The organism is Pseudoxanthomonas sangjuensis, assembly GCF_010211755.1.
GTDB classification, from domain to species: domain Bacteria; phylum Pseudomonadota; class Gammaproteobacteria; order Xanthomonadales; family Xanthomonadaceae; genus Pseudoxanthomonas_A; species Pseudoxanthomonas_A sangjuensis.
In genome coordinates this window covers 95,342-116,649 of sequence record NZ_PDWR01000006.1, presented here as the reverse complement: position 1 = coordinate 116,649, position 21,308 = coordinate 95,342, and the positions used below count along the sequence as shown (strand labels likewise).

17 protein-coding genes and 1 tRNA gene are annotated in these 21,308 nt (G+C 68.6%); 7 read left to right on the top strand and 11 right to left on the bottom strand.

Going from position 1 to position 21,308, the window contains the following annotated elements; translation table 11 throughout:
* Positions 1-8 precede the first annotated feature (8 nt).
* Both CSC71_RS04775 and CSC71_RS04770 read right to left on the bottom strand, forming a co-directional pair.
* The gene (locus tag CSC71_RS04775; protein ID WP_162373204.1) at positions 9-209 is read right to left on the bottom strand and encodes a (2Fe-2S)-binding protein; all 201 of its coding nucleotides are present in this window, start codon (positions 207-209) and stop codon (positions 9-11) included.
* Between the two features lie 72 nt (positions 210-281).
* Positions 282-902: an RNA pyrophosphohydrolase gene (locus CSC71_RS04770; protein ID WP_162373203.1), complete on the bottom strand. Its 621-nt coding sequence runs from the start codon at positions 900-902 to the stop codon at positions 282-284.
* A 132-nt stretch (positions 903-1,034) separates the two neighbouring features.
* Here CSC71_RS04770 and CSC71_RS04765 point away from each other — a divergent pair.
* A tRNA-Met gene (locus tag CSC71_RS04765) sits at positions 1,035-1,111 on the top strand.
* A 43-nt stretch (positions 1,112-1,154) separates the two neighbouring features.
* Here the strand turns inward: CSC71_RS04765 and CSC71_RS04760 are convergent.
* The 6 genes from CSC71_RS04760 to CSC71_RS04735 form a co-directional block, all read right to left on the bottom strand.
* Entirely contained in the window at positions 1,155-3,026 is a 1,872-nt protein-coding gene (locus CSC71_RS04760) for a DUF2075 domain-containing protein (RefSeq protein WP_162373202.1), read from the bottom strand.
* A gap of 20 nt (positions 3,027-3,046) precedes the next feature.
* The gene (locus CSC71_RS04755) at positions 3,047-3,397 is read right to left on the bottom strand and encodes a nucleotide pyrophosphohydrolase (RefSeq protein ID WP_162373201.1); all 351 of its coding nucleotides are present in this window, start codon (positions 3,395-3,397) and stop codon (positions 3,047-3,049) included.
* A gap of 76 nt (positions 3,398-3,473) precedes the next feature.
* Complete coding sequence (locus CSC71_RS04750; protein WP_162373200.1) at positions 3,474-4,292, bottom strand: aldose epimerase family protein; 819 nt, start codon at positions 4,290-4,292, stop codon at positions 3,474-3,476.
* Positions 4,282-5,310, bottom strand: a complete 1,029-nt coding sequence (locus tag CSC71_RS04745) for a glycoside hydrolase family 43 protein (RefSeq protein ID WP_162373199.1) — start codon at positions 5,308-5,310, stop codon at positions 4,282-4,284. Before CSC71_RS04745 ends, CSC71_RS04750 begins: the two co-directional genes overlap by 11 nt.
* Positions 5,311-5,347: 37 nt before the next feature.
* Complete coding sequence (locus CSC71_RS04740) at positions 5,348-6,823, bottom strand: MFS transporter (RefSeq protein WP_162373198.1); 1,476 nt, start codon at positions 6,821-6,823, stop codon at positions 5,348-5,350.
* Positions 6,824-6,973: 150 nt separating this feature from the next.
* The gene (locus CSC71_RS04735) at positions 6,974-9,889 is read right to left on the bottom strand and encodes a TonB-dependent receptor (RefSeq protein ID WP_162373197.1); all 2,916 of its coding nucleotides are present in this window, start codon (positions 9,887-9,889) and stop codon (positions 6,974-6,976) included.
* Between the two features lie 451 nt (positions 9,890-10,340).
* On the opposite strand from CSC71_RS04735, the gene CSC71_RS04730 reads away from it, so the two are divergent.
* The 5 genes from CSC71_RS04730 to CSC71_RS04705 all read left to right on the top strand — a co-directional run bounded on the left by CSC71_RS04730 (position 10,341) and on the right by CSC71_RS04705 (position 16,605).
* Positions 10,341-11,627 carry an MFS transporter gene (locus CSC71_RS04730; protein WP_162373196.1) on the top strand — a complete coding sequence of 429 codons (1,287 nt, stop codon included), beginning with the start codon at positions 10,341-10,343 and terminating at the stop codon, positions 11,625-11,627.
* Between the two features lie 32 nt (positions 11,628-11,659).
* Positions 11,660-13,615, top strand: a complete 1,956-nt coding sequence (locus CSC71_RS15730) for an endo-1,4-beta-xylanase (protein WP_425501918.1) — start codon at positions 11,660-11,662, stop codon at positions 13,613-13,615.
* A complete protein-coding gene (locus tag CSC71_RS04715) occupies positions 13,612-13,863 on the top strand; it encodes a hypothetical protein (protein ID WP_162373195.1) in 252 nt (83 codons plus the stop codon). The genes CSC71_RS15730 and CSC71_RS04715 overlap by 4 nt, the downstream gene beginning before the upstream one ends.
* A gap of 166 nt (positions 13,864-14,029) precedes the next feature.
* Entirely contained in the window at positions 14,030-15,454 is a 1,425-nt protein-coding gene (uxaC, locus tag CSC71_RS04710) for a glucuronate isomerase (protein WP_162373194.1), read from the top strand.
* Entirely contained in the window at positions 15,454-16,605 is a 1,152-nt protein-coding gene (locus tag CSC71_RS04705; RefSeq protein WP_162373193.1) for an endo-1,4-beta-xylanase, read from the top strand. The genes uxaC and CSC71_RS04705 overlap by 1 nt, the downstream gene beginning before the upstream one ends.
* Before the next feature lie 52 nt (positions 16,606-16,657).
* Here CSC71_RS04705 and CSC71_RS04700 read toward each other — a convergent pair whose 3' ends face one another.
* Positions 16,658-17,098 carry a glycine zipper 2TM domain-containing protein gene (locus CSC71_RS04700; protein ID WP_162373192.1) on the bottom strand — a complete coding sequence of 147 codons (441 nt, stop codon included), beginning with the start codon at positions 17,096-17,098 and terminating at the stop codon, positions 16,658-16,660.
* A gap of 331 nt (positions 17,099-17,429) precedes the next feature.
* Between CSC71_RS04700 and CSC71_RS04695 the strand changes: the two genes are divergently transcribed.
* Positions 17,430-17,909 (top strand): VOC family protein, encoded by a 480-nt coding sequence (locus CSC71_RS04695; protein ID WP_162373191.1) that lies wholly within the window; start codon positions 17,430-17,432, stop codon positions 17,907-17,909.
* A 57-nt stretch (positions 17,910-17,966) separates the two neighbouring features.
* Here the strand turns inward: CSC71_RS04695 and CSC71_RS04690 are convergent, their stop codons facing one another.
* Both CSC71_RS04690 and CSC71_RS04685 read right to left on the bottom strand, forming a co-directional pair.
* On the bottom strand, positions 17,967-19,274 hold the full coding sequence (locus CSC71_RS04690) for a GntT/GntP/DsdX family permease (RefSeq protein ID WP_162373190.1): 1,308 nt from the start codon (positions 19,272-19,274) through the stop codon (positions 17,967-17,969).
* Entirely contained in the window at positions 19,271-21,283 is a 2,013-nt protein-coding gene (locus CSC71_RS04685; RefSeq protein WP_162373189.1) for a YjhG/YagF family D-xylonate dehydratase, read from the bottom strand. The genes CSC71_RS04690 and CSC71_RS04685 overlap by 4 nt, the downstream gene beginning before the upstream one ends.
* Positions 21,284-21,308 lie beyond the last annotated feature (25 nt).

Genomic DNA, 21,308 nt, shown 5'->3' with positions numbered 1-21,308 from the left:
GCGGCCGCTCACGCCGCGCAGAGTACCTGCAGCGGGAACTCCTGCTTCGCGTGGACCTCGTCGAGGATCTCGGCGGCCATTTCCAGGCAGGCGCCGCAGGTCGCCCCGCAGCCGGTGCGCATGGTCAGTTCGGCGACAGTGCGCACGCCGCTGGCGGCGGCCTCGCGGATCTGGTGGTCGGTGACCCCATTGCAGATGCAGACGTACATGGGACGGACGGCGGGGACTGGCGGGCGGGCCGGATCGGCCCGGTCCCATTCAACTAGGAATGAGAATGATTGTCAATTCTTCCCGTCCGGCCCCGTGCCGTCCTGTCCGGCGGCCCCGTCCTGCCGGCGCTGCGGGCGCTTGCGCCCGCGCCGGCGCGCGCGGTGCGGGTCCGGCCGCGGCTCGCGGCCCAGCCACAGCGGCATGGCCTGGATCGCGGCGATGCTGGCCGCCATCGGCGCCAGGTGCGACAGCGCGCGCGCGTAGACGCCGCGCTTGAACATGACCACGTGCTCCAGCGGGTACCAGAAGTCGACCCAGCGCCAGTGGTCGAATTCCGGCGTCTCGGTCACGTCCAGGCGCAGGTGCGCCTCGTCGCAGACCATGCGCAGCAGGAACCACACCTGCTTCTGGCCGATGCAGACGTGGCGTTCGTTGCGGCGGATGGCCCGCTCCGGCAGGCGGTAGCGCAGCCAGCCGGGGGTCGCGCCCAGCACCTCGACGTGCTCGGGCAGCAAGCCGGTTTCCTCGCGCAATTCGCGGTACATGGCCTCGACCGGCGTCTCGTCCGTGTTCATGCCGCCCTGCGGGAACTGCCAGCCGTCGCGGCGCACCCGCCGCGCCCAGAAAACCCGCCCGTCCTGGCGCATCAACACGATACCGACGTTGGGCCGGTAGCCGTCCGGATCGATCACGATGCGGACTCCTGAAAATCTACTGGCTGCGACTGTGCCACGGCCCGGGGAAAGGCTCAACCTACCCGGCCTGAACCGGCCGAATTTGACGCGGTGGCGCCCGGTCCGGGAAAATACGCGCCCTTTCGCATCGGCTAGGTAGCTCAGACGGTTAGAGCGCGGCACTCATAATGCTGAGGTCGGCGGTTCGATTCCGCCCCTAGCCACCAGCGAAAGATACCGAGAACCCCGCCCTGCGCGGGGTTTTTCGTTTCAGTGCGGCGAAATGCGCGCCTTGAGGTGGTCGCGCATCGCATCGTCCGTACAGTACACATAACAACCCTTCATGCCGCGGGTCATCAGGGTCCGGTAGGTATTCCGGATGATCCGGTCCACGCGTAGTCCGGTCGACCCCGGATCGCGTTTCGCCAACGCTTTCCAGCCGCGGATGGATCGGTCCATCCTGGAGCGCGCGGCCGGACGCGTAACCAGTCCGCCGTCGCGGGCAATGAGGTCGGGACCGATGATCACGCCGACATAGTCGAGTTCCAGTCCCTGGCAAGTGTGGATGCAGCCGACTTCATCGATGGAGTCCGGCGCCATGATCCAGAGGCTGCCATCCCTGTCGAGGTTCCAGCGCCTGGCATAGCCGAATTCGGGGAATGAAATGTCATATGCGCGCGGATCGCGCTTGCTGGTCCAATCCCAGCAATAGCCAGCCACGACCCGCGCCTTGTTGTTCGCGTTCCTTTCGGCGATCAGGGAATGCAGCTCCACTGGCGAATCGACGACACGGAAATCGAAGGCTCCGGGATCGAAATCCTCGTTGGCCGTTTCCCGGATGCCCAGCGTGTTGTCCAGCCATGCGAGGTAACCGTCCGAGCCGTTGCAACGGAATTGCGAGGCAAGCTCGAGCTGCGTGACCTCGGCATTGAATCGCTTCGCCCATTTCTCGATCTCGCCGGCATGGCCGATGTCGGACAGGGTGACGATCTGGTCGTCGTCGACGAAGAAGATCGCGCACTTGGCGGAGTGAATGATTTCCTTGACCTGGTTCTCGCCCAGATTGCCATAGAGGCCGGACTTCTCGTTGAGGCGATGCGCCTCGTCGACGATCAGCGCATCGAATCCATCCGCATCCGCATGGATGAACCCGCCCGATCCGACGAACAGGTTCGATACGACCGAACGCCGCTCCGACCCAACCAGCTTCGCCGCGTACACCGCGCGCGGCGCGGCGTTCTTCGATACGTACTTGCTGACCAGCCCGCGCCCCGTCAACCGGGCCAGCAGGTTGACCGCGACGACCGATTTCCCGGTGCCGGGCCCGCCGCGGACGATCACGACCTGTTTCCGCTTCGCCGATGCTTTCGCCGCAGCGGCGATCGCGGTTTCGAAGACCACCTTCTGGTCGTCGACCAGCACGAACTCCCTGTTCCCCTTCAGCATCCCGGCGATGCTGTCGGCCAACATCTTCGATGGCCTGATCCGTCCATTCTCGATCCGGAAGATCAGATCGGCATTGTCGCCTTTGCGGACGTGCCGCTTGATGAAGGCCCGGAGCCGGGCGCGCTCCTCTTCGCCCTTCAGGAACAGCGGCGCCATCTCGATATACGGCCGGTAGATGCCGTTGTCGATGACGTCGTCGCGGACATAGTTGTGCAGGTAGGCGCACGGATTGAGCGCCACGCCGCCTTCGTGGACCGCCTCGTTGAAACCTTCGAGCAACGCGGCATAGGACCATGCCTGGTAACAGGGATGCGCGCCTTCCTGCGCCGGCCCGGTCCCGCCACGGCGGGCGAAGATCAGGCCGTCCTTGCCGGACAGCCCGGCCTCGGACCACTGCTTCAGTTCGACGATGATCAGGTTCGGCTTTTCCTCGCCTGACAACCCGGACAGGATGAAGTCGATGCGCTTCGACGTCTGCGGGATGCCGAACTCCACGCCGATGCCGATGTCGTCGGGGATGTCGCGGTCGCGCAGTACCTTCGCCATCTCGCCCAGGGACGCTTTCCACGAGCGCATCTCGGCATGCGGCGCGTAACGCCCGGTGCGCTGCAGGTAGCGCGTTGCAATGACGTCCTCGATGTCGCGATTGTCGTGGTCGTCGAGGAACTTGGCCTTGGTTCCCTGGTAGACGATCAAATCGCGCCCCCGTTTCCCCGTCAGAGTTCGGAATACTTCCTGCTGCTCCCCCTCGCCTTGTCGACGGGGTACTTGGCCGCATTGATCTGCAGCTTGCGCCATGATGCATCGACCGGGTCGATGCCGAGTTTATCCGATAGCCTGAGCAGGTACAGCAGGACGTCCGCGATTTCCTCCGACACCGCGTTCCGCCTGTCTCCCGGCAAGTCGCGGCTTTGTTCTTCGGTCAGCCACTGGAAATGCTCCAGCAGTTCGGCCGCCTCGACCGACAGCGCGGCGGCGAGATTCTTCGGCGAATGGAACTGGTCCCAATCGCGCTCCTCGGCGAACTGGCGCAGGGCGGCCTGCAGTTCCGCAATGGATTCGCTCATGGCACTGCCTTCAAGATGGGTGCGGGCATCGTAACCGATGCCATTGCAGCTCTGAGCCGTATCCCCAGCTGCGGCGTCAACCCCACTCCATCCGCAACCACGCCGACACGCTCTCGCCCGGCAACAACGACGCCGGGGCCAGGTTGAAGGCGTCCGGCGGGCCGCTCTGCGGCTCGACGCAGGTGGCGTGGGCGGGTTGGTCGTAGACCACCCAATGGTCGCAGCCCGAGGCCAGGCGCAGGCTTTGCCCTTCGCGGTGCAGGACCACCGGCTGCTCGTTGATGAAGCAGTCGTCCCACGGCCCCGGCGGCGGCGCGGCCAGCGGCAGCGTGGCGATGCCTTCGGCGTCGCGCGGATAGACGGCCTTCGGCGCGAATTCGAGGCGCCCGGGCTTGCGGAACCACGGATGCCAGCCGATCACCGGCTTCGGCATCGCGCGGCCGGCGGCGGCGAGCGACAGCTGCAGCTTCAGCGCATCGCCTTCGACTTCGATGCGCTGCCGCGCGCTGCCGCCGAACGGCCAGCTTTCGTCGGCGGGCAGTTGCAGCGACAGTTCGACGTGCGTTGGCGCCTGCGACTCGACCCGCCACGGCAGGACGAAGCCGACCCCGTGCACGGCGTGCGCGCCGAGGTTCGGCGGGATCCGGTAACGCCGGCCCTGGAACTCGAACTCGCCGCGGCGGATGCGCCCGGCCCACGGCAGCATCGGATAGCAGCCCCACGCGATCGCCGCCGCGTTGTCGTCGCCGTGACCGACCAGCCATTCGACGTCGTCGCGGGCGATCTGCGCGATGCGCCCGCCGGCCTGCGGGGCGATATCGACCGTCAGCGCTCCGTTGCCGATGCGCAGCAGCGGGCCGGGCGCCAACGGACGCAGCGCGGCGTCACCCGGCATGCGGCTCGCCGTAGGGATGCAGGGTGACGATGCGGCCGTCCGCGTCGTAGCGCAGTTCCGCCACCTTGATGTTGCGCAGGTGGGTCACGCCGCCGGACAGCAGCGAGTCGTGGTAGTACAGCCACCAGCGGCCGCCGAATTCGACGATGGAATGGTGCGTGGTCCAGCCCAGCACCGGGGTCAGGATCACGCCCTGGTAGGTGTACGGGCCGTACACGTCGTCGGCGGTGGCGTAGCACAACAGGTGCGTGTTGCCGGTCGAATACGACAGGTAATACTTGCCGCGGTACCTGTGCAGCCACGGCCCTTCGAAATAGCGCCGCGCGTGGTCGCCGGCGCGCAATGGCGCGCCGTGTTCGTCGACGATGGAAATCTCGCGCGGCGCCCCGGCGAACTGCTTCATGTCGGCGGAGAGCTTCGCGATGCGCGGGCCCAGCGCCGGTTCGTCGTCGGCCGGTTCCGCGTTCGCCGCGTCGTAGGCGTTGTCGCGATAGCTCTGCAGCTGCCCGCCCCACAGCCCGCCGAACACCATGTAATGCGCGCCGTCGTCGTCGGCCAGCACCGCCGGGTCGATCGAATAGCTGCCGCGGATCGCTTCCGGCTCGGCCGCGAACGGGCCTTCCGGGCGCTCGCCGACCGCGACGCCGATCCGGAAGATGCCGCCCGGGTCCTTCGCGGGGAAATAGAGGTAGTACTTGCCGTCCTTCGCCGCCGCGTCCGGCGCCCACAGCTGCCGCTGCGCCCACGGCACGTCCTCGATGCGCAGCGCCACGCCGCAATCGACCGCTGCGGCGTCCGGCGAATCCTGGCGGAACACGTGGTAATCGCGCATGTCGAAGTGGCTGCCGAGGTCGTCGAACGGGATGCCGGCGTCGACGTCGTGCGACGGGTAGATGTAGACCTTGCCTTCGAACGCGTGCGCCGACGGGTCGGCGGTGTGGATGTGCGTCACCAGCGGCGGCGAGATCGCCTTCGCGGCCAGTTGCTGCAGTTCGGCGGGGTCGAGCTTCTCGGACATGCGCTATCTCACGGGCTTGCGACAGGAATTGCGGCGGCTACGCGGCGCCCGCGCGCCGCGCCGCCAGTTCCTGCTCGATTTGCGTTTCGGTCTTCTTGTCGATCCGGTAGAAGAACAGCAGCACGCAGCACAGCAGGAACGGGATCGACGCGTAGACGCTGACCGCCAGCTTGATGCCGTTGACCGCGCCGGCCGACTGCACGGCCAGGTCCGGGTCGTAACCGTAGGCGGCCAGGATCTTCGCCACCAGCGAGCCGCCGAGGGTCAGGCCCAACTTCAGGCCGATCAGGATCGCCGAGAAGGTGATCGCGGTGGCGCGGCGGTGGTTCTTCCACTCCGACCAGTCGGCCACGTCGGCGACCATCGCCCACAGCAGCGGCACGGTGATGCCGTAGAAGAAGCCATGCAGGATGTAGGCCATGATCACGCTGCCCACGCCGGTCGGCGGGAAGAACCAGAACGCCAGCAGGCACAGCGTGGACACGAACAGCGCGCCGCCGAACACGTCGCGCTTGCCGTAACGGTCGGCGAGCCTCTTCGAGAAGCCGATGCCGATGATCATGCAGATGATGCCGCAGGCGCTGAACAGGCTGAAGGCCGAGGTCGGCGCGTCCTTCGGCCACTGGAATTCGGTCAGGCCGATGCCGGTCAGCAGCGAATTCAGGCCGGCGATGAAGGCGTTGAAACCGATGCCATCGAGGAACCGCGCCAGGCTGTCGGCATCCATGTAGTACTTGAAGTAGTACACGTACATGCCGCCCTTCAACGCCAGGTTGATGAACACCAGCACGGTGGCCAGCAGCATCAGCATCCACGGCAGGTTGCGGGTCAGGTCGGCCAGGTCCTGGCGCACGCTGGACTTCTGCTCCACCGTCGGGACGATGCGCTCCTTCGTGGTGAAGAAGGTGATCAGGAAGAACACGGTGCCGACGACGGCGAACAGCATCATCGTGTTGTGGAAGCCCTGCACCTTGTCGCCGCCGCCCAGGATCAGCACCAGCGGCAGCAACAGCACCTGGATCACGAACTGCGCAACCATCACCGCGACGAAGCGGTAGGACGACATGCTGTTGCGCTCGGCCATGTTGCCGGTGATCACGCCCGACAGCGCCGAATACGGCAGGTTGTTGGCTGCGTACACCAGCACCAGCAGGGTGTAGGTGGCCAGCGCGTAGAACACCTTGCCCTGTTCGCCCAGGTCCGGGGTGCTGAACGCCAGCAACGCGATCGCGCCGAACGGCACCGCCGTCCACAGGATCCATGGCCGGAACTTGCCCCAGCGCGTGCGCGTGCGATCGGCGATCAGGCCCATCATCGGGGTGAACACGAAGGCGCCGAGCAGGCCGCCGGTGAAGATCACCGTGCCCGCGGTATCGGCCGGGATGCGGTAGACGTCGGTGTAGAAGAAAGCGAGGAAGCTGACCAGGGTCTGGAAGATCAGGTTGGCGGCGAGGTCGCCGAGGCTGTAGCCGACCTTTTCCCTGACCGAGAGGATTTCGGGGTTGTTGCTCATGGCCGCCGTTTGCTTGCTGGTGGTGGAATTTTCCGGATTATCGGCGATGCATCCGCCGCGCCGGCGGATACGGTGCGGCCCGCCCGGCGTTTTCGCGCCGGAGCGGGCCGCTGCCGTTCCCCGGGAGGGACTATTGCGTGGCGGCAGGCATCAGAACGTACCGCGGATGCCGAGCAGGAACGTGCGCCCGGGGTTGTACACCTCGCCCGGGACGTTCGGGAACGCCAGGTAGTTGCGCAGTTCCTCGTTGGTGACGTTCACCACGTTGAAGGTCAGTTGCGGCTTGCTGGGCAGGCCGGCAAGCGTGTAGCTGGCCGAGAAGTCCAGCTGGCCGCGGTCCTTGCCGAAGTACTGCGCGTAGTTGAGGCCGCCTTCGTTGTTGCCGAGCGCGCGCTGCGCCGAGCCTTCCACCCAGTTGTACGACAGGCGCACCGAGGCGACGTCGTTCTCCCAGTAGGCGGTGGCGTTCCACATGGTCGGCGAGATGCCGAACAGGTTGCCGGCCAGCTGGTCGGCTTCCTGGCCCACCGGCTCCAGGTCGATGTCGGTGTAGTTGGCCATGAAGCCCAGGCCTTCGAACACGAAGTCCAGCGGCTGCACCCAGATGAACTCCCAGCCCTGGATGTCCAGGGTGGCGTCGGCGTTGACCTGCTGGCGCACGTTGATCGGCGCGTCGAGGCCACCGTTGGCGTTCAGCGCCGACAGCTGGTTCGCGGACAACGCTTCCAGCGGGATGCCCAGGTTGCGGAACGGGATGACGTTGATGCCCTGGAAGGTGTAGCCGGATACGCGCTTGTTGAACATGCTCAGCGCCACCATGCCTTCGTCGCCGGTGTACCACTCCAGGCCCAGGTCGAAGTTGGTGGACAGGTACGGCGCCAGGTTCGGGTTGCCCTGGTCGGCGATCTCGGCCGACGGATCGGAGAAGGTCGTGGCCGGCAGCATCGAGCGCGGGTTCGGGCGGGTCAGCGTGCGCGAACTGGCCAGGCGCAGCACCCAGTTTTCGGCCACGTCCCACGCCGCGTTGAACGACGGCAGCCACTCGTCGTAACTGCTCGACAGCGTCTGCCATTCGCGCACCGCGCCCAGGGTGACCGGGCCGCTGATGTCCTGGTCGGTGTCGATGTAGCGCACGCCGCCGTTGAAGCGCAGGTTGCGGTTCCAGACCTCGGCCTCGCCGTTGAATTCGACGTAGGCGGCGAAGTTCCTCTCGTCCACGCCGCCCGAGGCCGCGCCGACCGACTGCGAGGTGTTGGATTCCGGCGCGTTGTCGAAGTAGGTCTGGTAATCGGTCGCGTCCATGAACGCGGCGAAGTCGGCGGTGATGAAGCCGAGCGGGCCGGGGCGCAGGTACTGCGGCAGGTTGCCGGCGTTGATCAGCGAAAACACGTTGGCCTGCCACGCCGCGCTGTTGTCGAAGCCGACGATGGTGCGGTGGAACTTGTCCAGCGACGCGCCGACCTTGACGTTGCGCCGGTCTTCGCCGAACTGCAGGTCGGCCTTGATGCGGCCGGCCTCGGTCACGCGCTTCTCGTTGTTCAGGTTGACGCGGCCGCCGTCGAAGCTCCAGCCGGCGTTCGGGTCGTTGAGGTCCAGGCCACCGGTGGTCCAGGCGGGCTGGCCGTTGTTGGTGTACTCGAGCGTGGTCCGCGGCGAGGTCACCAGGATGGTCGGCGACTCGCGGAAGAACCAGCTGCGGCTCCAGTTGCCGGAGATGTCCAGCTTGATGTCGTCGTTCTCGCCGAACCAGAAGGTCGCGCCCGGGCCGAAGTTCCAGTACTGCACTTCGTCGCGGTACGGGCGCGCCTCGAGGAAGAACTGGGCGTTGAGCAGGGTGGCGCTGGTGACCACGTTGTTCGCGTCCAGCTGCATGTTCGTCGGGATGAAGCCGACCGGGCCGAAGGTGCGGCCGACCAGGTTCATGTCGACGCGGTCGTTCTCGTAGGTCGCCTTGACGTACGAGGTGTCGAGGTAGAAGTGCATGTCCTCGTTCGGGCGCCATTCGAGCGAACCGATGAAGGCGTCGCGGTTGCGGTCGCCGGCCATGTCGACGGGACGGCCCAGGCGCGGGAACAGCGCTTCGGTGATCTGGTCGATGCTCAGGCCCGGGTTCTGCGCCAGCAGGTAGGCCGCGTCCAGCGGATCGTCGGTGCCGGGCACGGTATCGGGCATCTGCAGGCTGCCGCCGCCACCGGGGTTGCATTCGGCCGGGCGCGTGGTCAGCGGGTCGACGCCTTCGGGCGCGGCGATGCCGCACTGCTGGTAGTTGAGGCCGGGGTTCATCCAGCCGATCGACTCCCAGCCCTGCACCGAGATCGTGCTGCGTACCGAGGACACGCCGGCCAGGGCGCCGAAGGTGCCCGCGTCGTTGGTCCAGCTCCAGATCAGCGAACCGCGCGGGTTCACGTCCTTGCCGATGCTGTTGTAGTCGAGCTGCGCGGTGTAGTTGAGGTGCTGGCCGGGGTTGTCGAACGGGCGCACGTTGCGCATGTCGACCACGCCGGAGATGCCGCCTTCGGGCAGGCTGGCCTGCGGCGACTTGTACACGGTCAGCTTGTTGAAGAATTCGGTCGGGAACAGGTTCAGGTCGAGCTCGCGGTTCTGGTTGCCGCGGTTGAGGCCGATCGAGGCGGTGGCCGCCTCGCCGCCGTTGATCAGGGTCTTGGTGAAGCTCTGCGGCAGGCCGCGGATGCCGATGTTCAGGCCTTCGCCGTTGACGTCGCGGTCCAGCTGGATGCCCGGGATGCGGGTCAGCGACTCGGCGATGTTGGTGTCGGGGAACTTGCCGATGTCCTCGGCGAAGATCGAGTCGGTGAAGCCGGTCGCCTCGCGCTTGGCTTCGGTCGAGAACTGCAGGCTCTGCCGGTAACCGGTAGCAATCACGCGGTCGAGTTCGGTCACCTTCTGCTCGGTCGCCTGCGCCTGCTCGGTCTGTGCCGGGTCGGCCTGCGTCGCCGGCGCAGCGGCCGGTTCCGCGGTTTGCGCGAAGGCCGTACCGCTGGCCATGCCCAGCAAGACCAGACCCAGCGCGCGCGACAACGCCGTTTTCGCATATTCGTTTTGCACCGTACTCCCCTCCAGTTTCTGGTGGTCCGTTCCGGTGGCCGGCGCCCGCGTCATGTCTTCGCGGCGTGCCGGCCGGCTGGTTTTTTTGCTGTGCATCGCAACGCGATCACGACCCCGGATCGGCGGGGCCATGCCGGCGCGATGGTAGCGCTACCATTTCTTGCCCGCACGCTGCATAGCAGCATGGCCAGACCCGTCTCCGGCAATCCGCGAAAACACCGCGCGACACTGGAATTCCGCCGCTGATGCGGCAATGCACAAGCCGTGCCGCGCGGCTGGCCGGAGTAGCTGCGGCCGGCGTGTCTGTGTTAATGATAGCGCTACCAACTTGGCGGACCTGCTGCCGGTCCGGGCAAACCCCGTGAACGTCCGTGGCGGTGCGATGAAGCATTCGGGAGAGGACCATGCGCGACGTATTGCGACGCGAGCACGCACGGCTGGGGGCGAGGCGATGAATGCCGCCGCGCCCGCGACGCGGATCGGCATGTACCGCTGGCGCGTCTGCGCGATGCTGCTGGCGGCAACGACCATCAACTACGTCGACCGCCAGGTGCTGGGCGTGCTCGCGCCGTTCCTGCAGGACGAGATCGGCTGGAACGAGATCCAGTACGGCTGGATCGTCGCCGCGTTCCAGGCCGCGTACGCCATCGGCCTGCTCGGCGCCGGCGCGATCATCGACCGTTTCGGCACGCGCATCGGCTACGCGATCGCGATCAGCGTGTGGAGCGTGGCGGCGATGACGCACGCGCTGGCCGGCAGCGCGTTCGGCTTCGCCGCCGCGCGCTTCGCGCTGGGCCTGGGCGAAGCCGGCAACTTCCCCGCCGCGGTGAAGACCGTGGCCGAATGGTTCCCGCGCCGCGAGCGCGCGCTCGCCGTCGGCGTGTTCAACGCCGGCTCGAACATCGGCGCGATCCTCGCGCCGCTGCTGGTGCCGGTCATCGCGGCGAAGTGGGGCTGGCAACCGGCGTTCCTGTTCACCGGCGTGCTCAGCGCGACCTGGCTGGCGGTCTGGTGGCTGTGGTACCGCGCCCCGGACGAACAGCCGAAGCTTGCGCCGGCCGAACTCGCGCACATCCGCAGCGACCCGCCGGAAACGACGGTGAAGCTGCCGTGGCTGCGATTGCTGCGCCACCGCCAGGCCTGGGCCTTCGTGGCGGCGAAGTTCATCACCGACCCGGTGTGGTGGCTGTTCCTGTTCTGGCTGGGCAAGTACCTGGCCTCGGAATTCGACCTGTCGCTGGCGAAGATCGGCCTGCCGATGATCGTCGTCTACCTGATGGCCGATGCCGGCAGCATCGCCGGCGGCTGGATCGCGGGGCGCTTCATCAAGCTGGGCTGGAACGTCAACCGTGCGCGCAAGGGCGCGATGCTGGTCTGCGCGCTGTGCGTGGTGCCGGTGGCGTTCGTCGCCCGGATCGACAGCCTGTGGCCGGCGGTGGCGCTGATCGGCCTGGCGATGGCCGGCCACCAGGGCTGGTCGGCGAACGTGTTCACCCTGCCGTCGGACATGTTCCCGCGCCACGCGGTGGCGTCGGTGGTCGGCATCGGCGGCTTCGCCGGCGCGGTCGGCGGCATCCTGATGTCGAACTTCGCCGGCGCGCAGCTGCAGTACACCGGCAGCTACGCGCGCATCTTCCTGATCGCCGGCTCGGCCTACCTGTTCGCGCTGCTGCTGGTGCACCTGCTGGCGCCGCGGCTGCAGCCGGCGCGACTGGAAGACCCGCCGGCTTCCGCCTGACCACCAATCGACCGTCGGAGGGGACGGTGACCATGAACAAGACAAACGCATTGCTGCTCGCCGCCGTCCTGTCCGCGCTGCCGCCCGCGCTGCTCGCGCAGGGCGCCCCGCTCGCCGCGGGACAGGGGAAATTCCTCGGCAGCGCGTACAGTCCGCCGCAGGCGAAGGACTTCGCCTCGTACTGGAACAAGGTCACGCCGGAGAACGCCGGCAAGTGGGGCGAGGTCGAGGCGGTGCGCGACGTGATGGACTGGCGCGGCGTCGATGCCGCGTACAGGTTCGCCAGGGAGCACGGTTTCCCGTTCCACTACCACGTGCTGGTCTGGGGCAACCAGCAGCCGGAATGGATCGAGAAGCTGCCGCCGGCCGAGCAGCGCGAGGAAATCGAGGAATGGTTCGCCGCGGTCGCGCAGCGCTATCCGGACGCCGATTTCGTCGAAGTGGTCAACGAGCCGCTGCACGACCCGCCAAGCAAGGACGACGAAGGCGGCGGCAACTACCTCGAGGCGCTCGGCGGCGCCGGCGCCAGCGGCTGGGACTGGATCCTCGAATCGTTCCGCATGGCGCGCCGGTATTTCCCGCACTCGAAGCTGCTGATCAACGACTACAGCATCACCAACACGCCGGCGGACGCGAAGCGCTACCGCGAAATCGTCGACCTGCTGAACCGCGAGCAGCTGCTCGACGGCATCGGCGTGCAGGCGCACTCGTTCTCCACCACCACCGAAACGCCGATGCCGGTACACAAGGCCAGCCTCGACCTGCTGGCCGCCAGCGGCCTGCCGATCTACGTGACCGAACTGGACATCGACGGCAAGCGCGATGCCGAACAGCTGGCGAGCTACCGGCGCGTATTCCCGGTGTTCTGGGAACACCCGGCGGTCGCCGGCATTACCCTGTGGGGCTTCCGCCCCGGCCTGTGGCGCGGGTCGTACGGCGCCAACCTGGTGCGCAAGGACGGCAGCGAGCGCCCTGCCCTCGCCTGGCTGCGCGGCTACGTACGCGGCGTGGACGGGCCGGCGAAGAACGATGCGTCCGCGGCGCCGGGCCGCATCGAACGCTTCGATCCCGCGCTCGACGCCATCGTCGCCGCCGACGCCAGGTTCGAGAAGCTCGCCGACGGCTTCACCTGGTCGGAAGGCCCGCTGTGGATCGCCGACGACGGCGGCTACCTGCTGTTCACCGACGTGCCGGAGAACACGCTGTACCGCTGGTCGCCCGGCGACGGCCTGTCGGTGTTCGCGCGCCCGTCGGGCTATGCGGGCAAGCCGGATCCCGCCCTGCGCGAGGCCGGCGCGAACGGGCTGGCGCGCGCCCGCGACGGCGCGTTGCTGGTCGCCGACTCGGGCAACCGCGCGGTGGTGCGGCTCGACCTCGGCAGCCGCGAGCGCAGGACGCTGGCCTCCCGCTTCGCGGGGCAGCGCCTGAACAGCCCGAACGACCTGGTCGAACGCAGCGACGGCAGCATCTACTTCACCGATCCGCCATACGGACTGGCCGGCCTCGACGACTCGCCGGTGAAGGAACAGAAGCGCAACGGCGTCTACCGCATCGATCGCGACGGCACGGTGCACCTGGTCGATGACGGCTTGGGTTTCCCCAACGGCATCGCGCTGTCGCCGGACGAGAAAACGCTGTACGTGGCGAACTCCGACCCGAAGCGGCCGATCTGGATGGCCTACGCGCTGGATGCCGCCGGCGACGTCGTCGGCAAGCGCGTGTTCGCCGACGCCTCCGACCTGCTCGCCGGGAATGCGCCGGGCCTGCCGGACGGGATGAAGGTCGCGGCCGACGGCACGATCTTCGCCACCGCGCCCGGCGGCGTGCTGGTGATGGCGCCGGACGGCCGCCGCCTCGGCCGCATCGTCACCGGCACCGAGATTTCCAACTGCACGTTCGGCGACGACGGCCGCACGCTGTACCTGACCTCGCACCGCGACCTGTGGCGCGTGCATCTGGTCGAAGGCTTCAAGGGATGGCGACAATGAAATTGTCGCTGCATGCCCCGGCACCGCAGGCGGGCGAACACGCCGCGCAGCCGTTCCTGCCCGGCAGCGACCGTACCGGAATGCGTATCGCCGTACCGGTCGTCGTGCCGTCGACCGGGAAACCGGCCGGCTTCGTCGAGGGCGACGGACCGGTCGCCCTCGAAGCGCGGCATTACCCCGCACCGTGGCCGCGCCCGGCGTCGGATGACTGGCCATGCCGAACCTTGGCCGCACGCTTTCCGGCATGACCGCGCCGACCAACATCGCTTTCCCCGCTTGCAGGGGAGGCAGGAAGGGGGGCAAACGCGGGCGCAAGCGCGCGGTCCGGCTTGCCGACCCACCCCGCGCCAACCCTCGCCCCGTGCAACGGGAGAGGGGCACAATCCGCATCAATCCGGAAGAACGGCGGCATTCATGAACGCCTCCCCCAAGCCCCTGGCCTTGCACGAAGACCGCCTGTTCCCGTCCGACCCGGCGCAGCGCGGCATCGCGCGCCGGTTGTACGCGCAGGTCGCGAAGCTGCCGATCGTCAGCCCGCACGGCCACACCGATCCGTCGTGGTGGGCGCAGAACGCACCGTTCGCCAACGCCACCGAGCTGCTGCTGGTGCCGGACCACTACCTGTTCCGCATGCTCTACAGCCAGGGCGTGCCGCTGGACGCGCTCGGCATCCCGCGCCGGGACGGTTCGCGCGCCGACGTCGATCCGCGCGAGGCGTGGCGCACGTTCGCGGGCAACTTCCACCTGTTCCGCGGCACGCCTTCGTCGCTGTGGCTGAACCACGTCTTCTTCGAGGTGTTCGGCCTGCGCCAGCGCCTCGACGCGACCACGTCCGACCGGTACTACGACACGATCACCGCCGCGCTGCAGACGCCGGAATTCCGGCCGCGCGCGCTGTTCGAGCGCTTCAACATCGAAGTCATCGCCACCACCGAAGGTCCGCTCGATACGCTCGAACACCACCGGGCGATCCGCGACAGCGGCTGGAGCGGCCGCGTGCTGACCGCGTACCGCCCGGACGTCGTGATCGATCCGGAGCACGAGGACTTCGCCGGCGCCCTGGAACGCTTCGGCGAGATCACCGGCGAGAACGTCTACACCTGGGACGGCTACCTGCGCGCGCACCGCGACCGCCGCGGCTTCTTCGCGAAGATGGGCGCCACGTCGACCGACCACGGCCACGAAACCGCGGCGACCGCCGATCTTTCCGAACGGGAAGCGCGCGCCCTGTTCGACCGGGTCGTGCGCGGCCAGTCCAGCGCGCACGAAGCCGAACTGTTCCGCGCCCAGATGCTGACCGAGATGGCGGCGATGAGCCTGGACGACGGCCTGGTCATGCAACTGCACCCGGGCTGCCATCGCAACCACAACCCGGCGTTGTTCGAACGCTACGGCCGCAACGTCGGCGCCGACCTGCCGCTGCGCACCGAGTACGTGCATGCGCTGAAGCCGCTGCTCGACCGCTTCGGCAACGAGCCGGACTTCAGATTCATCCTGTTCACGCTGGACGAAAGCGCCTATTCGCGCGAGCTCGGCCCGCTGGCCGGCCACTATCCGTGCCTGTTCCTCGGCCCGGCATGGTGGTTCCACGATTCGCCCGAGGGCATGTGGCGCCTGCGCGAGCAGACGCTGGGCACGGCGGGCTTCTACAACACGATCGGCTTCAACGACGATACCCGCGCCTTGCTGTCGATCCCCGCGCGCCACGACGTGGCCCGGCGCATCGACTGCGCGGTGCTGGCGAAGCTGGTGGCGGAACACCGGATCGACGAGGACGAAGCGGCCGAACTCGCCACCGACCTCGCCTATCGCCTGCCGAAGCAGGCGTACCGGCTGTGATGGCGGCGAACGCGCATCTGGCCGCCTTGCTGGCCGTCGTCTCGACGGTGCTTTGCGCGTGTGCGCCGCACGGCGCGGCCACGCTGAAGGACGCCTATGCCGGCGACTTCCTGGTCGGCGTCGCGGTCAACGACGACATCGTCTCGGGCCGGGACATGGCTTCGCGGGAACTGGTCCTGCGCCACTTCGACTCGGTCACGCCGGAGAACGTGATGAAGGCCGAGGTCGTGAGTCCGAAACCGGACGCCTACGACTTCTCCGCGGCCGACGCCTTCGTCGAATTCGGCGAACGCCACGGCATGTTCGTCGTCGGCCATACCCTGGTCTGGCACAACCAGACGCCGGCATGGTTCTTCTCCGACGCGAACGGCAAACCGAACGCGCCCGCGGCGCAGATCGAACGGATGCGCCGGCACATCGAGACCGTCGCCGGGCGCTACGCCGGCCGCGTCGATGCCTGGGACGTGGTCAATGAAGTGATCGGCGAAGACGGCGCGTACCGCGCGGACACCGCCTGGGTCAAGGCCGTCGGCGACGGCGACGAGCTGGTGCGCAAGGCGTTCGAATTCGCCCACCGCTACGCGCCGGATGCCGAGCTGTACTACAACGACTTCAACGCCGAGCGCCCGGCCAAGCGCGACGGCATCGTGCGCATGGCGAAGATGCTGCAGGCGCACGGCATCCGCATCGACGGCATCGGCATCCAGGCGCACTGGGGATTGAACTATCCGGGCCTGGCCGACATCGAGGCCGCGATCGATGCGTACGCGGCGCTCGGCCTCAAGGTGATGATCACCGAGCTGGACGTCGACGTGCTGCCGCTGACCCGGGAAGGCCAGGTCATCGGCACCGGCCTGCTGCACCCGCAATTCCAGCTGCCCGAGTTCGAACGCTACCTCGACCCGTACAAGGACGGCCTGCCGCCGGACGTGCAGCAGCGGCTCGCCGACCGCTACGCCGAGCTGTTCCGCCTGTTCCACCGCAAGCGCGACAAGATCGCCCGCGTCACCCTGTGGGGCGTGCACGACGGCATGTCGTGGAAGAACGACTACCCGGTCCCGAACCGCAGCAACTATCCGTTGCTGTTCGACCGCGAGCGCAAGCCCAAGCCGGCGCTGGAGGCCGTGTTGCGGGTACCGCGGGAGCATTAGCCGCGGCGGGCCGGGCCGTCCGCTTCCGGGCGAGCCGCGCCCGGGGGCGCGCTCAGCGCAGCGTCGCGCGGCCGTTGTACACGCGCACGTACGAGCCTTCGCGGATGCCGCCGATGTCGCCCTGCGTGACCGCGACCTCGCGCCCGTCGTCCATGCGCACGTAGACGTTGTAGCGCACGCCGTTCGCCCTGCGCTGGATCGCGCTGCCGGCGACCGCGCCGGCGACGGCGCCCGCCGCCGTGGCGGTGTTGCGCCGGCCCTCGCGCTTGTCGTCGGCGATTTCGCGGCCCGCCGCGGCGCCGAGGATGCCGCCGACCACCGCGCCGGCGACGCCGCGGGTGGGCTGGCCCCCCGGCCCGATGCGGGTCCCGGTGCCGCGGTCGTGGCAGCCGCCGTAATAGCCGCTGCCGCCACGGCCGGGGGAAGTTGCGCACGCGGCCAGCGCCATCGATGCCGCCGCGACGCAGATCAGAAATGGTTTGCGCAAGTTCATGCGACGCTCCTTGGTTGGGAATGCCGTGGCAGCGCGCTTTCGCATCGCGCGTGCGGGACATGCGCGCAAGCGGCGCTTCGACCACGCAGCGCCAGCGTGGGCGCGGGCGGGTGAACCGGCCATCAATCCCGGCCGTCGCGTTCAGCGCGCGGCGGGCAATGCGACGGCCGCCTGAAGCCGGATGCAAGGACCGCGGGCAGCGCCGCGCGCGGATTGCGCCGCGGCATGATCGTCCCTGCACGCATCCCGTGGTATGTGTATGGGCACGAGAGCAACCCGGCTGCCTGCGCAGCCTGGATGCACGTCTCCATCCGGGTTTGGGAGGGCCGACATGGTCAGCAAGAACACGATCTGCCTCTGGTACGACGGCACCGCGCTGGATGCCGCGAGGTTCTACGCCGAAACGTTTCCCGACAGCGCGGTGCAGGCCGTCCATCACGCGCCCGGCGACTATCCCGATGGCAAGCAGGGCGATGTCCTGACGGTCGAGTTCACGGTGATGGGCATCCCCTGCCTCGGCCTGAACGGCGGGCCTGCGTTCAAGCACAACGAGGCCTTCTCGTTCCAGGTCGCGACCGACGACCAGGCCGAAACCGACCGCCTGTGGAACGCGATCGTCGGCAACGGCGGCCAGGAAAGCGCCTGCGGCTGGTGCAAGGACAAGTGGGGCGTGTCCTGGCAGATCACGCCACGCGCGTTGACCGAGGCGTTCACCGATCCGGATCGCGCCGCGGCCAAGCGCGCCTTCGACGCGATGATGCAGATGAGGAAGATCGACATCGCCGCGATCGAGGCGGCGCGACGGGGCTGAGGCCCGCCCGCGGCCGGCAGGGACGGGCAGCCGCCCTGCCCCGCCCTCCGGTTCCGCTCACACGACCACGTCGAGCAGCAGCACGCCGACCAGGCCCATGACCGAGATCGTCGTTTCCATCACCGTCCACGACAGGAAGGTCTGCTTCATCGAGACGCCGAAGAACTCCTTGAACATCCAGAACGCCGAGTCGTTGACGTGCGAGCAGAACACGCTGCCCGCGCCCACCGACAGCACCAGCAGCTCCGGCGACACGTCCGTCGTCGCCAGCAGCGGCGACACCACGCCCGCGGCGGTGATGCCCGCCACCGTCGCCGAGCCGATCATCACCCGCAGCAGCGCCGCCACCAGCCACGCGAACAGCAGCGGCGGCATGTGCCAGGCCCGGCTGAACGAGGAGATGTAGTCGCCGGTGCCGCTGTCGGTGAGCACCTGCTTGAACACGCCGCCGGCAGTGATGATCAGCACGATGACGGCGATGCCGGAGATGGCCTGGTTGACCCAGCGCGTCTGCGTGTCCATGTCGACGCCGCGGCGCACGCCGAAGTACCACAGCGCCGCCAGAACCGACACCAGCAGGGCGATGTTGGAATCGCCGGCGAACAGCAGCGTCGTCCGCGCGAAGCCCTCGGGCAGCAGGCGGGCGGCCAGCACCGACGCCGCGATCAGCAACACCGGCAGCAATGCGAAGAAGAACGAGGGGAAGGCCGCCGGCAGCGACTTGGGTTCGGTGGCGGTGGAGAACAGCGCCGAGCCCGGTGCGGGGATCCGCTTCATGTACTTGCCGAGGAACGGCCCGGCGACGATCACCGCGGGGACCGCAATCAGCAGGCCGTACAGCAGGGTCTTGCCCATGTCCGCCTGGAACGCCTTCACCAGCACCACCGGGCCCGGGTGCGGCGGCAGGAAGCCGTGCGTGGTGCTCAGCGAGGCGGCGGTCGGGATGGCGATGTACAGCAGCGGCAACCCCGTCTTCCTGGCCAGCCCGAAGATCAGCGGGATCAGGATGATGAAGCCGGCGTTGTAGTAGAGCGGCAGGCCGACGAGGAAGCCGGTCAGCAGTACCGCCCACTGGATGTTCTTCTCGCCGAACGCGCCGACCAGGGTGCCCGCGATGCGTTCCGCGGCGCCGCTCTCCTCGAGGATCTTCCCCAGCGCCGCACCCAGGCAGATGACCAGGGCCAGGCCGCCGAGGGTGCTGCCGGCGCCGGTCTCGATGGCCTTGAGCAGTTGCTGCGGCGACATGCCCAGGCACAGCCCGGTGAGGATCGCGACGAACAGCAGCGACAGGAACGGACTGACTTTCCTCGCCGTCAGGAAGATCTGCAGGGCGATCGCGGCGAGGATGATGAGGATCGAGGTCATTCCTTGCGCTCCTTGCCGCGGCGCGCGAGCTCGGCCCGGCCCGCGCGCAGCGTTTCGATGATCGTGTCGGCGTCGTAGACGCAGCCGGCCCAGGTGCCGCCGCTGGCGGCCTGCAACGCGGCCCACAGCCGGGTGTCGGCGGGCAGTTTCGGATGCGGCGCGAGCGCCGGATGCACGTCGCGTTGCGCGAGCAGCGTCGCGCCCTGCTCCGGGGTCAGCGGATGCCCGGGGTCGGCGCCGATGAAGTCGATGCGGCCGAGCAGGCGGCCGCGGTCGATCTCGATGCGCACCCAGTCGCCGTCGCGCAGCTTGCCGAGCGGGCCGCCGGCCAGCGCCTCGGGGCCGACGTGGCCGATGCAGGCGCCGGTCGACACGCCGGAGAAGCGCGCGTCGGTGATCACCGGCACGTGCTTGCCCCACGGCAGGTGCTTGAGCGCGGAGGTGACCTGGTAGGTTTCCTCCATGCCGGTGCCGGCGGGGCCGCAGCCGGCGAGGACCAGCACTTCCCCCGGCTTCACCGCGTCGCCGCCCCTGGACTTGATCGCGCGGATCGCCGCGTGCTCGGCCGCGAACAGGCGCACGCGACCGGTGTGGCGATAGACGTCGTCGGCGTCGACCACGGACGGATCGATCGAGGTGGCCTTGATCACCGAGCCCTTGGGCGCGAGGTTGCCGACCGGGAACACCAGCGCGCTGGTCAGGCCGGCGGCGCGCGCGGCGTCCGCGCCCATGATCACGCGGTCCGGATCGACGCCATCGAGTTCGCGCAGCCGCGCCCGCGACGCGGCACGTTCGGCGCTCCGTTCCCACCAGTCGAGGTTCTCGCCGAGGGTCCGTCCGCTGACGGTCAATGCATCGAGGTGCAGCAGGCCGCGCTCGCGCAGGTGCAGCATCGCCTCGGGCACGCCGCCGGCCATGAACACCTGCACGGTCGGGTGGTGGCGCGGGCCGTTCGGCAGCGCGTCGACCAGGCGCGGCGTGGCGTGGTTGGCGCGGGTCCAGTCCGCGACCGTCGGCGGCGCGATGCCCGCGGCGTGCGCGATCGCCGGCACGTGCAGCAGCAGGTTGGTCGAACCGCCGAACGCCGCATGCACGACCAGCGCGTTCTCGAACGCCTTGCGCGTGAGGATTTCCGAGAGCGGGATGCCGCGCCGCGCCAGGTGCATCAACGCCAGCGCCGAACGCCGCGCGATGTCGATCCACGCCGGCTCGCCCGACGGCGCCAGCGCACTGTGCGGCAGCGCCACGCCGAGCGCCTCGGCGACGACCTGCGAGGTCGCCGCGGTGCCGAGGAACTGGCAGCCGCCGCCCGGCGAACCGCAAGCCTTGCAGCCCATTTCGGCGGCGTGCTCCAGCGTGACCAGGCCATGCGCATAGCGCGCGCCTAGGGTCTGCACGGTGCCGGCATCCTCGCCGCCGCGCGCCGGCAGGGTCACGCCGCCGGGCACGACCACGCACGGCAGGTCGGAACAACCGGCCAGGGCCATCATCGTCGCCGGCAGGCCCTTGTCGCAGGTCGCGATGCCGAGCACGCCGCGGCGCTGCGGCAGCGAACGGATCAGCCGCCGCATCGCGATCGCCGCGTCGTTGCGATACGGCAGGCTGTCGAACATGCCGGTGGTGCCCTGCGAGCGGCCGTCGCACGGATCGCTGCACATCACCGAGAACGGCAAGCCCCGGTTCGCGGCGAAGGTTTCGGCGGCGGTGCGCACCAGCCGGTCGATCTCCCAGTGCCCCGTGTGCAAACCGAGCGCGACGGGCCGGCCGTCCTCGGCGCGCAGGCCGCCCTGCGTGCTGACGATCAGGAATGGGTCGCGCATGACTTCGTCGACGCGCCAACCCATGCCGGCGTTGAGGCTCAACCCGAACAGGTGGCCGCTGGGCTGGTCCAGCAGCGCACGCTCGTCGATCGGCAGCCTCCCGCGCGGGCCTTCGCCCGAGGTGCGCGTGGCCGCGACGGCCGAGCCGTCGCCGAGCAGGGAATCCGGATCGAAGTCGTTGGCGGCCATTGGCTATCCGGCGTCAGGCGCGGGC